Source organism: Rossellomorea sp. RS05 (genome assembly GCF_039822645.1).
Classification (GTDB): Bacteria; Bacillota; Bacilli; order Bacillales; family Bacillaceae_B; genus Rossellomorea; species Rossellomorea marisflavi_B.
Window position 1 is genome coordinate 799,485 of record NZ_JBDKWY010000001.1, and the last position, 13,317, is coordinate 812,801.

13 protein-coding genes are annotated in these 13,317 nt (G+C 44.7%); 12 read left to right on the forward strand and 1 reads right to left on the reverse strand.

All coding sequences use genetic code 11. From position 1 onward, the window contains the following. Position 1: 1 nt before the first annotated feature. The 10 genes from glpK (at position 2) to map (ending at position 11,221) form a co-directional block, all read left to right on the forward strand. Positions 2 to 1,492: a glycerol kinase GlpK gene (glpK, locus tag ABJ225_RS04105; protein WP_142128068.1), complete on the forward strand. Its 1,491-nt coding sequence runs from the start codon at positions 2 to 4 to the stop codon at positions 1,490 to 1,492. A 180-nt stretch (positions 1,493 to 1,672) separates the two neighbouring features. Beyond that, complete coding sequence (locus tag ABJ225_RS04110; RefSeq protein WP_347318593.1) at positions 1,673 to 3,334, forward strand: glycerol-3-phosphate dehydrogenase/oxidase; 1,662 nt, start codon at positions 1,673 to 1,675, stop codon at positions 3,332 to 3,334. A gap of 218 nt (positions 3,335 to 3,552) precedes the next feature. After that, positions 3,553 to 4,392, forward strand: coding sequence for an SDR family oxidoreductase (locus ABJ225_RS04115; protein WP_347318595.1), 840 nt, complete (start codon positions 3,553 to 3,555; stop codon positions 4,390 to 4,392). A gap of 173 nt (positions 4,393 to 4,565) precedes the next feature. Next, positions 4,566 to 4,997 (forward strand): DUF4064 domain-containing protein, encoded by a 432-nt coding sequence (locus tag ABJ225_RS04120; RefSeq protein WP_079516101.1) that lies wholly within the window; start codon positions 4,566 to 4,568, stop codon positions 4,995 to 4,997. A gap of 127 nt (positions 4,998 to 5,124) precedes the next feature. Beyond that, positions 5,125 to 6,219, forward strand: a complete 1,095-nt coding sequence (locus ABJ225_RS04125) for a M24 family metallopeptidase (RefSeq protein ID WP_347318597.1) — start codon at positions 5,125 to 5,127, stop codon at positions 6,217 to 6,219. A gap of 97 nt (positions 6,220 to 6,316) precedes the next feature. Then, the gene (locus tag ABJ225_RS04130) at positions 6,317 to 8,482 is read left to right on the forward strand and encodes a DNA topoisomerase III (protein ID WP_347318599.1); all 2,166 of its coding nucleotides are present in this window, start codon (positions 6,317 to 6,319) and stop codon (positions 8,480 to 8,482) included. Positions 8,483 to 8,595: 113 nt separating this feature from the next. After that, positions 8,596 to 9,255: a type 1 glutamine amidotransferase domain-containing protein gene (locus ABJ225_RS04135; protein ID WP_347318601.1), complete on the forward strand. Its 660-nt coding sequence runs from the start codon at positions 8,596 to 8,598 to the stop codon at positions 9,253 to 9,255. Positions 9,256 to 9,350: 95 nt separating this feature from the next. Continuing rightward, positions 9,351 to 9,728 (forward strand): CidA/LrgA family protein, encoded by a 378-nt coding sequence (locus ABJ225_RS04140; RefSeq protein WP_347318603.1) that lies wholly within the window; start codon positions 9,351 to 9,353, stop codon positions 9,726 to 9,728. Then, positions 9,712 to 10,398 carry an LrgB family protein gene (locus ABJ225_RS04145; RefSeq protein WP_347318605.1) on the forward strand — a complete coding sequence of 229 codons (687 nt, stop codon included), beginning with the start codon at positions 9,712 to 9,714 and terminating at the stop codon, positions 10,396 to 10,398. Before ABJ225_RS04140 ends, ABJ225_RS04145 begins: the two co-directional genes overlap by 17 nt. Positions 10,399 to 10,474: 76 nt before the next feature. Next, positions 10,475 to 11,221: a type I methionyl aminopeptidase gene (gene map / locus ABJ225_RS04150; protein WP_053427049.1), complete on the forward strand. Its 747-nt coding sequence runs from the start codon at positions 10,475 to 10,477 to the stop codon at positions 11,219 to 11,221. Positions 11,222 to 11,265: 44 nt separating this feature from the next. Here map and ABJ225_RS04155 read toward each other — a convergent pair whose 3' ends face one another. Then, positions 11,266 to 11,415 carry a DUF8096 family protein gene (locus tag ABJ225_RS04155; RefSeq protein ID WP_162838948.1) on the reverse strand — a complete coding sequence of 50 codons (150 nt, stop codon included), beginning with the start codon at positions 11,413 to 11,415 and terminating at the stop codon, positions 11,266 to 11,268. Positions 11,416 to 11,662: 247 nt separating this feature from the next. On the opposite strand from ABJ225_RS04155, the gene ABJ225_RS04160 reads away from it, so the two are divergent. Together ABJ225_RS04160 and ABJ225_RS04165 are read left to right on the forward strand one after the other, a co-directional pair. After that, positions 11,663 to 12,490, forward strand: coding sequence for a 3D domain-containing protein (locus tag ABJ225_RS04160; protein WP_347318607.1), 828 nt, complete (start codon positions 11,663 to 11,665; stop codon positions 12,488 to 12,490). A gap of 225 nt (positions 12,491 to 12,715) precedes the next feature. Then, positions 12,716 to 13,294 carry a 3D domain-containing protein gene (locus ABJ225_RS04165; protein ID WP_347318609.1) on the forward strand — a complete coding sequence of 193 codons (579 nt, stop codon included), beginning with the start codon at positions 12,716 to 12,718 and terminating at the stop codon, positions 13,292 to 13,294. Positions 13,295 to 13,317: the final 23 nt, after the last annotated feature.

The window sequence follows — 13,317 nt, forward strand, 5'->3', positions numbered from 1 at the left end:
CATGGAAAAATTCATTCTCTCCCTTGACCAAGGGACCACAAGCTCAAGGGCAATCCTTTTCAATCAGAAAGGTGAAGCTGCCCATACGGCACAAAAAGAATTCACTCAACATTTCCCTAAACCAGGCTGGGTAGAACACAATGCCAATGAAATCTGGGGATCGATCCTTGCTGTCATTGCAAGCGTTTTATCCGAATCAAGCGTAAAAGCAGAGCAAATCGAAGGAATCGGAATCACAAACCAGCGTGAAACAACAGTGGTATGGGATAAAGAAACAGGCGATCCCGTATATAACGCAATCGTTTGGCAGTCAAGGCAAACGGCTGGAATCTGTGATGAACTGAAGGCCCAAGGATTGAACGACAAATTCCGGGATAAAACCGGATTGTTGATCGATGCATATTTCTCCGGGACAAAAGTAAAATGGATCCTTGATAATGTTGATGGGGCCAGGGAAAAAGCTGAAGCTGGAAAACTTCTATTCGGTACGATCGATACATGGCTCATTTGGAAGATGAGTGGTGGAAAAGCGCATGTAACGGATTATTCCAACGCATCCCGTACACTCATGTACAACATCTATGATCTTGAGTGGGACAAAGAACTACTTGATATCCTTGGGGTTCCTGAAAGCATGCTGCCAGAAGTAAGACCGTCTTCTGAAGTGTACGGAACGACGATTCCTTATCATTTCTTCGGGCGTGAAATCCCGATCGCTGGAGCTGCAGGGGACCAGCAAGCAGCCTTGTTCGGACAAGCTTGTTATAACGAAGGTATGGCAAAGAACACTTATGGTACAGGTTGCTTCATGCTGATGAATACTGGAGAGAAGGCTGTGAAATCTGACAACGGCCTATTGACGACACTTGCATGGGGAATCGATGGTAAGGTCGTATATGCCCTTGAAGGAAGCATCTTCGTAGCCGGATCGGCAATCCAATGGCTTCGTGACGGTCTGCGCATGTTCAACAACGCAGCAGACAGTGAGGCTTATGCAGAACGCGTTGATTCTACGGATGGCGTGTACGTAGTACCTGCTTTTGTAGGTTTGGGAACACCATACTGGGATAGCGATGTCCGCGGATCTGTATTCGGATTGACACGTGGTACGTCTAAAGAACATTTTGTCAGAGCAACATTGGAATCCCTTGCGTATCAAACGAAAGATGTCTTGACTGCTATGGAAGCCGATTCCAACATTCCTCTGAAGAAACTACGTGTTGATGGTGGAGCAGTCAAAAATGATTTCTTGATGCAGTTCCAAAGTGATATCCTAGACGTGCCGGTTGAGCGTCCGGTCGTCAATGAGACGACTGCCCTAGGTGCTGCGTACCTTGCAGGACTTGCCGTTGGATTCTGGAAGGATCAAAATGAAATTTCTCAACAGTGGAACATGGAGAAGCAATATGATCCGGATATGGAACAAGAAAAACAGGAAGAACTTTACAATGGGTGGAAAAAAGCCGTAAAAGCAACTATGGCTTTCAAATAAGATCAACCTGTGATATAATGAACTCAAGTTAATAAAACGGTTAGAGACCAAGAGAGACCATTTCCACATTTATAGAGATTATTTCTATAATGCTGGTTTTGGTCTCTTTTTTTATGGTTAAAGTATAAGAGAGATTACTTCTTAACCGTTCACAACCATACATTCTAGGAGGAACCACTTATGACTTTTTCCAGCACGCACAGACAAGAAGTGAAAAATGCATTAAAAAATGAACACTATGACTTGATCGTAATCGGTGGGGGGATCACCGGATCAGGTATCGCTCTTGATGCTTCCAAGCGCGGCATGAAGGTTGCGCTTGTTGAAATGCAGGATTTTGCTGCAGGGACTTCCAGCCGTTCTACCAAGCTTGTCCATGGTGGTTTGCGCTATTTGAAACAATTCGAAGTAAAAATGGTTGCAGAGGTCGGAAAAGAACGTGAAATCGTGTATGAAAACGGGCCACACGTCACCACGCCTGAATGGATGCTGCTCCCGATGCACAAGGGTGGTACATTCGGTAAATTCAGCACATCCATTGGTCTTAAAGTATATGACTACCTTGCAGGAGTCAAACGCAGTGAGCGCCGGACCATGCTTTCTGTATCGGATACATTGACGAAAGAACCTTTGGTGAAGAAACAAGGACTCAAGGGTGGGGGATATTACGTAGAATACCGGACAGATGATGCACGTCTGACCATCGAAGTCATGAAGGAAGCCATCGCACACGGGGCAACTTCCATTAACTATACAAAATCCCAACGTTTCATTTACGATAATAAGAAAGTCGTCGGAATCGAAGCCGAAGATCTGCTTACCAATGAAACCTATGAGATCCGGGGAACAAAAGTCGTGAATGCTGCGGGTCCTTGGGTCGATGATGTCCGCCATAAAGATTACAGCACGAATAATAAACAGCTACGCTTGACTAAAGGGGTACACCTTGTCATTGACCAAAACAAATTCCCGCTTCGTCAGGCTGTATACTTTGATACTCCGGATGGCCGGATGGTCTTCGCTATTCCGCGTGACGGAAAAGCTTATGTGGGTACAACAGACACCATCTTTGAAAAAGATAAAGCACATCCTTACATGACATCCGAAGATCGTGATTACATCATGAATGCCATCCACTTCATGTTCCCTGATGTGAAAATCACCAACGATGATGTAGAATCAAGCTGGGCTGGTGTACGACCGCTGATCTTTGAAAAAGGGAAAGATCCTTCAGAAATCTCACGTAAAGATGAAATCTGGGAAGCCGAAAGCGGTCTGATCACCATTGCCGGTGGTAAATTGACCGGATACCGCAAGATGGGTGAAACGGTTGTAGATCTCGTCGCAAAACGATTGAAGGAAGAAGCGAAGCGTAAATTCCCAGAGTCCACTACCAAACATATGCCGATTTCAGGTGGCCATGTGGGTGGGTCCAAGAACTTCCCAACATTCGTCGACGAGAAAGGGAAGGAAGCGGTACGCTACGGTCTTTCTGAAGAAGAAGGACGCAAACTGGCGACAATGTACGGTTCCAATGTAGATCAGCTGTTCAAACTTGCCCATGCATATACTGGAACCTCAGGAGACAAAGAGGTACCCGCTTCCCTTTATGCTCAACTGCTCTATTCCATCCAAGAAGAGATGACGGTTACACCGGTCGATTTCTTCATCCGTCGTACAGGCGCGTTATTCTTTGATCGTGCATGGGTCGTCAAGTGGCATGAGCCTGTGATTGAGATGATGAATGGATTACTCAATTGGACACCTGAGCAAAAAGAGAAATTCACCAATGATCTGAAAGTAGAATTGAAGAATGCTGTCGTACCGATCGATCAGCAGTAATATGCTTAGAATTATAAAAAAGGTCATGTGTGTTAAAGACTCTGACAATCCGAGCGTCTTATTACTCTAAACAAAGCTTTATTGCTTTAAATGGATATTGAACGCATCGGAAAAAGTCTTTACCATTAAGAATGAAATTGACCCTCATAGAAAAGAACGGTTCCCGCGATGGGAGCCGTTCTTTTTTTGATATACTTGAATACTAAGGGAGGGATCGTATGAATCACAAAGTGGCCATCGTGACAGGAAGCAATAGCGGATTCGGCCTTCTCACGGCGGTAGAGCTCGCCAAAAGCGGATTCAGAGTGATTGCCACCATGAGGGACACCGCCAAGAAAGAGGATTTGCTGAAGAGAGCATCATCTATGCAGGTTGAAGACCGTATTTTCATCAAGGAACTCGACGTAACCTCTGCATCGTCCCTGGAATCGTTCAAGGAATTCCTGACGTCTTTGGATAGAATAGACGTTCTCGTGAATAATGCAGGATTTGCACAGGGAGGTTTCCTCAAAGAAGTATGTTTGGAAGAGTTCCGTCAACAATTCGAAACGAATGTATTTGGAGTCATCGGAGTGAGTCAGCTGATTCTGCCGTATATGAGGAGACAGGGCAGGGGAAAGATCATCAATATCGGCAGCATCAGCGGTCGGATTGGTTTCCCCGGCCTGAGCCCTTATGTATCATCCAAGCATGCGCTGGCTGGCCTTTCAGAAAGTCTGAGACTCGAAGTGAAGCCATTCGGGATCGATGTCCATCTGATTGAAGCAGGCTCGTATCAAACAAGCATCTGGTCAACAGGAAAGAAAATTACAGAGCGATCCTTGCAATCAGAATCCCCTTATTATGCACAATTGAAAAAGCTGAATGCCCATTTAGTTGAATCAGAGGAAACGTATGGGGACCCAATGGATGTCTCGAATCTGGTCGTAAGGATTGCCACTGGCCGTAATCGAAGATTTAGGTATCAGGTCGGGAAGGGGACTGGGATCACGATCACACTTAAATCGCTCCTGCCCTGGAAAATCATTGAGCGAATAATACTCCACAAACTTAGCTGACATTCCTTCCAAGTTCTTTATAGAAATGGTGGAATTTTCATGGTAGAATGAAAAACGTGCAGAGCTTGTATGATTTTCTATAGTAGAATAAAAGTCATTGTTTTTACATACTTATTAGAGAAGAATAATAGGATGCACAAATTATACTTATAGTTTTTAAAGGAGAGAGAAGAATGGTAAAACGTACTGGAGAAGTCGTAATGGGAATATTTGCAATTATCTTTTCGTTTGGATTCACTGTACTGGGCGTACTTTTCAATGCAGGGGCCAACAACGATGAATTTTCATCTTCATTCCAAGAAAGCTTTACACAGAATGATCCTACACTTACTTCGGAAGACGCTGACTTATTCCTTGGCGTCATGCAATCACTTGGAACAGGGATGATTTGGTTGGGTATCATAGCAGGTATCATTGGGATTCTTGCAGTCATCTTCATTACAAAGAATAAGAAACCTGTTCTTTCAGGCATTCTATTTATAGTAGGAGCATTGATTATCGGTATTGGTACGATTGGAGCAGGATTTGTTCCAGGTCTCCTTTACCTAATTGCTGGTATCATGGCCCTTGTCCGCAAACCAAAACCGATGGACACGGCACTATAATTTCCACAGTAGAGCATCCCTTAGAGGGGTGCTCTTTTTTTTTATCAAATTCCAGACCATTCAATCAAACCGCCAAATATGGTAGCATAGAGAAGGAAAGACCTTAACCAGCACTGGAGGAAGAATCATGAACCGATTGGAACAATTCAAAGAATGGCTGCAACACGAACAGATTGATGCAGCATTCATCAATTCAAGTGAAAATGTATTTTATTTAAGTAAATTTCTAACTGACCCACATGAGCGCCTCGTCGGGGTCTTTGTATTCCCTGAAGCGGAACCATTCGTTATCGCACCGGGAATGGAAGTACGTCAGGTGAAAGAAGCCGGGTGGCCATATGAAGTGATCGGATACTCCGATCATGAAAACCCTTGGGACTTTGTAGGAAAAGCTATGGAAAAGAGGAACATCAAAGCCAAAAAGGTGAGCTTCGAAAAAGAAGTGGTCACCTATGCACGAAGTGAAGCGTTCCTCAATCTCTTTGATGCACCTGAAATCATCAATGCTGAAGACCGGTTGAATGACATGCGCGTTTGCAAATCTCCTGAAGAGATCGAAATCATGAGAAGAGCAGCGAAGATGGCCGATTACGGTGTGGAAATCGGAGTTGCTGCACTTAAAGAAGGAATTTCAGAAATGGAGGTCCTTGCCACCATCGAGTACGAACTAAAAAAACAGGGCGTCCGTGAAATGTCTTTCGCCACGATGGTCCTGTTCGGTGAAAAAGGCGGGGATCCCCATGGAAATCCAGGAGACCGTAGGCTCAAGTCAGGTGATCTCGTCCTCTTTGATCTAGGCGTGGTACTTGATGGCTATACGTCTGATATTACAAGAACCGTTGCCTTCAAATCGATCTCGGACAAACAACGGGAAATGTACGAAACAGTACTGAAAGCGGAACTTGCTGCACTGGAAGCAAGTAAACCGGGCAACCGTGTTGGGGATCTTGATTCAATCGCCCGTCACATCATTACAGATGCAGGATATGGGGGAAACTTCCCACACCGCATCGGACATGGCCTTGGGATCAATGTCCATGAGTTCCCTTCCATGAGCCATACCAATGATGGAGTCCTTCGGGAGGGAATGACCTACACAATCGAACCTGGGATCTACATTCCTGAAATCGGCGGTGTGCGAATCGAAGATGATGTGCTGATCACGAAGGACGGCTGTGAAACGCTCACATCTTATCCGAAGGAACTACAGATCATTGAATGACTTTTTACCAGCAGGTAACGTCCTGCTGGTTTTTCATATTTATCTCAGCGTTGCATGATATAATAGGAGGAAATATTCCATAAGAAAGGATAGGCCAATGAAACTTGTAATTGCCGAAAAACCCGACCAAGGTGCCACATTGGCAAAACCTTTTCCCCATAAGAAACGGCAGGGATATATCGAGATCCAGCCAAACCCGGTTTTTCCGAACGGAGCCTATGTGACATGGGCCGTCGGACATCTGCTTCAATTGAAGTCTCCTGAAAAGTATGAATCATCATGGAAAAAATGGTCCCTCGATACCCTCCCCATCGTACCCGACCGCTTCCAATATGAAGTCCAACGCAGCAAATCGAAACAATACAATGTCATTAAAAGTCTCCTTCAAAAAGATGAAGTGTCTGAAATCATCCATGCGGGAGATGCAGGACGGGAAGGAGAACTGATTGTCCGTAATATCACTACCATGGCAAAAGCTAGAAAACCGATGAAAAGATTGTGGATCTCTTCCTTAACGGAGAAAGCCATTGTGCAAGGTTTTCAGAATCTGAAAGATGAAAGTGAAACGCGAAGTCTTTACCATGAAGCCTACTCAAGGGCATGCGCGGACTGGCTTGTCGGTATGAATGCTTCAAGGGCCTATAGTCTCCTCCTGCAGGGGCAGGGCATGTCGGATGTCTTTTCAGCGGGCAGGGTCCAGACCCCGACTCTTGCTTTGATCGTAAAAAGGGAAGAAGAGATTGAACGATTCAAAAGTGAACCCTTCTGGGAAGTGAAGGCCACCTTCAATATGGAAGGAAACCTTTACGAAGGAACCTGGGTCAAGGATGGGAACACACGCATCCAGTCAAAAGAAATGGCTGAAAAAATTGCCGCGTTCTGCAAGAAAGACAATGCCCGTGTAAAAGAAGTGAAGACAGAGAGAAAAGAATTTGCACCACCGATGCTTTTCAATTTATCCTCACTGCAGGCTACCATCAATAAAATGTATAAGTTCTCTCCCAAAAAGACATTGGATATCCTTCAGAAACTCTATCAAAAAGGAATCGTCTCTTATCCACGATCCGATTCCCAGCATGTCACGAAAGGGGAGGCGGAAGCATTCCCGGAAATCCTTTCAAAGCTGAGTCAATTCAAGCCTTACTCCGAATGGATCGTGGAATCACCACCCAGCCTCATGAACAATAAACGTTTCGTGAATGATCAAAAGGTATCCGATCACTATGCCATCATTCCAACGGAACAAGTAAAAGATCCCGCCAAACTTTCCGAGGAGGAACGAAAAATCTATGATGTGGTGATCAGGAGGCTGATTGCCGCCCATCATGATAAGGCAATCATTGATTACACTTCTGTGTCCACGCTGGTAGAGGAAAGAGCAGAATTCTCATCAAAAGGAAAGCAAATCATTCAAGAGGGTTGGCGGAAGGTCATCGTCCCGACTGAAAAAGACAACGACGTCATCCTGCCTCCTCTTTCAGAAAATCAAAAGGGAAGGGTGACAAAGGCCTCTATTAAGGAAGGGAAGACCCAGCCTCCCAAGCGATATACGGAAGGCCAGTTGATCACATTGATGAAGACTGCCGGAAAACACATTGAAAATGATGAACTTGAAAAAGTCCTGAAAGCAACCGAAGGACTTGGAACGGAAGCTACACGAGCGGGGATCATCACGATGCTGAAAGATAGACAGTACATCTACATCCAAAAGAATATAGTCTATCCGACTGACAAGGCAAGGGTGCTGATCAGAGCGGTTGGCCCTCATGTACTTGCCTCCGCCGAGATGACCGCCAAATGGGAGCAAAGATTGCAGGAGATCGGAAAGGGACAAGCCTCCGCACCTGAATTCATGGAGCAAGTGAAAAAGCTAAGTGCGAGCCTTGTAAAACAGGCCACAGAAGAATCAAATCGCTGGGATTTCAACGACCTTGATACATCTTCCATCCAAAGGGAAAGAGGGAAGGGTAAGGGGAAAAGCGGGGTGAAGACACCGGTCGGCACCTGTCCTAAATGCGGAGGGAAAGTCATACCCAAAGGGAAATTCTATGGATGCAGCGAGTATAGTAAAAGCAAATGCAGCTTCAGCATTTCAAAAAAGATCCTTTCGAAAACGATTCCTCAAGCCCAGGTGAAGAAGCTTCTCAAAGATGGGCGTACGGACCGGATTGACGGCTTTAAAAAAGGAGAAAAAGAATTCTCTGCCTATCTTGGCTGGGACCCCCAGGCAAGGAATATACAGTTCCTATTTGACGTAGAGTGACGTATCTTCCATCCATTTCCTCTGGATTCCATGATGGTTTGATCGAAAACAATGTTTAATTCAAACGAAAGTGGATAAAACATAAGAGAAAGATCAAACTTGGAGGTTTTAATGTGAAGAAGATTTTAATGGTATTGACCAATTCAAGTAAAATTGATGATGAACATGAAACGGGACTCTGGCTTTCAGAGTTTGCTGAACCATATGAAGAATTTACGAATCAGGGATATGGTGTAGACGTGGCCAGCCTTAAAGGCGGAAGGATCCCCCTCGATCCGAATAGCCTTGAAGACGGCGATCTCGTCGAAAAATGGAAGGGTGTCACGAAAGAGCTTGATCAAACCCTCGTCTTATCTCAGCTCAACATGGAGGAATATGTAGGGATCTTCCTTCCGGGAGGACATGGTACGATGTTCGATCTTCCAGACAGTCCTGAATTGAAGTCGGCGCTTGCTCATTTCGCTGACAACGATAAGGTGATCGGCGCTGTATGCCATGGACCGGCAGGGTTTGTCGGTACGAAGCTTTCAAATGGTAAATGGCTCGTCGAAGGGAAGATTATGACCGGATTCACGAACGAAGAAGAGCAACAGACAGGGCTTGACTCACTGATGCCGTTCCTTCTTGAATCCCGCCTTCGCGAACAAGGTGCGAAGTTTGAAAAATCGGCACCGTGGAGTGACTATGTGATAACAGATGGTAAATTTATTACCGGACAAAATCCTCAGTCCAGCCAATCAACGGCAGAAGCCTTCGTTAAAGCATTATCATGATCCAAAAGCCAAGGGGTGTAACCCTTGGCTTTTTTTTGTCCAAACCACCACCTGGATATGTTAAAATTTTCTTACTAATCCAGGAGGGATCATTCATGCACTTCTTGCGGGTCGCTTCACAAATTTTGGGACTGATCGTTCTGTTCGAGACAGGAAAATGGCTCTCAGCCGCACTCCATCTCCCTTTACCCGGTGGGATTTTGGGAATGGGGATCTTATTTCTACTCCTATCAACGGGAGTCGTTCATGATCAACTGTTGGCACAAGGGGCATCCATTCTTTTGAAATATCTTTCGTTCCTGTTCCTTCCTTTGTCAGTCAGTGCCATCGTACTGATTCCATTCATGGATCTATATGGGTGGAAAATTCTTTTGGTACTCATCACCTCAAGCTTCATAGGATTTGTGGCCACTGCAATCCCTGCTATGCATGTCGTACGGAAAGGAAGTGCTTCCCATGACGATGACCGGTGAGATCGTGGCCATATCCGCCAGTGCGGTAATTTTCCTTTTTGCCAATCTCTTGTATAAAAAATGGACTTATCCGCTCCTGCTACCAATCTTCACCTCCACACTGGTGATCATCGGGGGACTACTAATCATCGAGCTTCCTTACGCTCAATATGCTGAATGGACCAGAGGCATCACCTATCTTCTAGGACCGGCAACGGTTGCTCTTGCGTATCCCCTGTATCACCAGAGGAGATACTTGAAAGCCTATGCACTTCCGATTGTACTCGGTTTGGTGATTGGGAGCCTGGCACAAATGACGATTTCGTATTATATGGGGAAATTCCTACGCCTTCCAGAAGATTGGAACCTTGCCGTCATGATCAAAACGATCACCACTCCCGTCGCACTTGGGGTGGGGGATATCATCGGGGCAAAGATCGAGGTCATCCCATCAGTCGTCATCATAACAGGAATGCTTGGGGCCATGGCCATTATTCCACTTCTGAGAATCCTGCGCATAAACGATGCCATCGTTACCGGTCTGACTTTCGGCGTCACCTCTCATGGAGTTGGCACGGCAAGGGCCCTTAAAGAGGGGGAAGTGGAGGGAGCCGTTAGCGGAGCCACGATGGCGCTGACGTCCATGGTACTATCCGTCATCATTCCTCTTTTGTTTTTCCTTTTTTCCTGATCCTATCGCTTTTAAAAACGTCATCCTTTAGGTATGATAAAGGATGGAGAATATATAAATAGTAAAGGAAGATTGTATGATAGTACGTAATGATGAAGAACTGAATGCACTCAAAGAAATAGGCAGGATTGTCGCGGAGATCCGTGATGAATTGAGAAACCAAACGAAACCTGGTGTGACGACCAAGGAACTCGATGAGATTGCAGGACGCATGTTTGAAGAAGCGGGCGCCCTTTCAGGACCAAAAGGAGAATATGATTTTCCAGGGTACACATGTATTTCCGTGAATGAAGAAGTAGCTCATGGCATCCCAGGCAGCCGGATCATCAATGAAGGGGATCTCGTGAATGTGGATGTATCGGGCTCTAAGAACGGTTTCTATGCCGATACCGGAATCTCATTTGTGGTTGGTCAAGGAGAAGGCGTTTTGACAGAGCTTTGCGAAACGGCAATCAAATCATTCGAAGCAGGACTGCGTAAAGCAAAAGCAGGATCCAAGCTCAATGGAATCGGAAAGGCCGTACACAATGAAGCAAGAAAGAATGGATTCACCGTCATCATGAACCTGACTGGCCATGGAGTGGGGAAATCCCTTCACGAAAAGCCGGATCATGTGTTGAATTATTTCGACCCATGGGATAACGCTCTTCTTAAGGAGGGGATGGTTCTTGCGTTCGAGCCTTTCGTTTCAACCGAAGCACAAAACGTCATCGAAAAAGGGGATGGTTGGACATACATCACTCCTGATGGCAGCAAAGTAGCTCAAATTGAGCACACCATCGTCATTACTAAAGGTGAGCCGATCATCCTGACGCAACTATAAAAAGAGAGCGATCCTACTATTAAAGGGGATCGCTCTTTTCCTGTTTAGACAATTTTGGTTTTGCCGCACTCCTGGCATTTACGGTAGAACTTCCCGTCTTCCACTCTTGATTTGAAGACATTGTTGCCACATTCGCAGCGACCGCTGTGTTCATCGGGTTCGTCTTTATATAAAACGATATTTTCCTCAGACATAACATCTTCCTCCTCATGCTCATTCCTATTCATTCTAATATAAGTCCCCAATATTGTTAAGATGAACATAATTCCAATTCATTTCCATATACACCACAATACACCTGGAAAACGCTCTCTATTACATTACTGAAATATTCTTGACTTATTATTATAAAGTTCCTGTTATTGAAATGAGATTTTACTATGTTAGTATGGTCACTGTTAGCTAATACAAACTCGCTAGCTACATAAGGAGGAATTTTTCATGAAACTAAAGAAATCGATCATTTCTGTAGCAGCTTTCACCACACTCGCGGTTGCCGGTGGTGCCAGCGCATCAGCACAAGATATCGATGTCAAAAAGGGAGATACGTTATGGGGAATAGCGAAGGAGTATGGTACATCTGTTGATCAACTCAAAAAATGGAACAACATTTCCAGTGACTATATTTACCCTGATCAAAAACTTACGGTATCTTCTAAAGAATACTACACAGTGAAATCAGGAGACACACTTTGGGGCATCTCTTCTTATTATGGTCTTTCAGTAGAAAACCTTAAGAACTGGAATGCACTGGATAGCGATTTAATCGTTCCGGGCCAAGAGCTCGTTATAAACTTTGAAGATAAATCACCTTCAGCCCCTGTAAATACTTCTGATGAGGCAGCGCCTGCCCAAGAAAAAGCAGAGGTAGCTCCAGAAGCTGAAGCACCAAAGGCAGAAGCTCCTAAAGCTGAAGCTCCTAAAGCAGAAGAACCTGCCAAGGAAGCCTCAACTGAGCCGGCTCAAGAAGAAAGCGTGGCAAAAGAACTTTCAGTGGAAGCCACTGCATATACTGCTGACTGTGCAGGATGTTCAGGTGTGACGGCTACTGGTGTCAACCTGAAGGATAATCCTGATCAAAAAGTAATCGCCGTTGATCCAAGCGTGATCCCACTAGGATCTAAAGTATACGTTGAAGGATATGGTTATGCGACTGCAGCTGATACAGGCGGTGCCATCAAAGGAAATAAAATTGACGTATTCATCCCTTCTGAAGACCAAGCAAGAGATTTTGGACGTAAAACAGTAACGGTAAAAGTCTTAGACTAATAAAAAGTCAACCGGGAACCATCCAAATCATGGATGGTTCTTTCTTTTTATGGTACCCGGTTTTCCTCATTTATACTCTGTTTTATAACAATTTCCATTATTACATCTCTGTCATCTAACTGTCATGGAGTTATAAACAGTTTGTTATAGAGATGAGGCATGACTATGTTACTATTTCCTCTGGTTGGTTCATTAGGACCACTACTAAGGAGGAATTAAACAGCCATGATAAAAGCGATCATTTCCACATTTACCCTCGCTTCCATTTTCTCCATTGGAATTGCAGAAGTATCCGCCAAAGAGAATACCAAGGAATTAGCCCTAGCTGACATCCAACATATAGATCAGTACAACTATTTCACAGATCTCGCTGAACGCCACGAAGATTCAGTTGATGAAGTAAAGGACCGTAAATCACTCATTAAGGAAGGCGTCCGAAATGAGCCTGTGATTAAAAAGGAGAAAAAGGCTACATCTAAACCAAAAGCTGAGAAAAAAAACGAACATACAGCGAAAACTGTAACAGTAAAAGCGACTGCTTACACTGCACAATGTGAAGGATGTATCGGTATTACCAAAACGGGGGTTGACTTGCTTGCAAACCCAGATGAAAGAGTCATCGCCGTTGACCCATCCGTCATTCCACTTGGATCCAAGGTATATATAGAAGGATATGGATATGCAAAAGCGGAAGACACAGGTGGCGCCATAAAGGGAAACCGGATTGACATCTATATGCAGCATGAGCAAGACGCATTGGCTTATGGAGTAAAAGATAATATTAAAGTGAAAATCCTTCAATAGGGATTTCAAAAACAGGTTGCTCC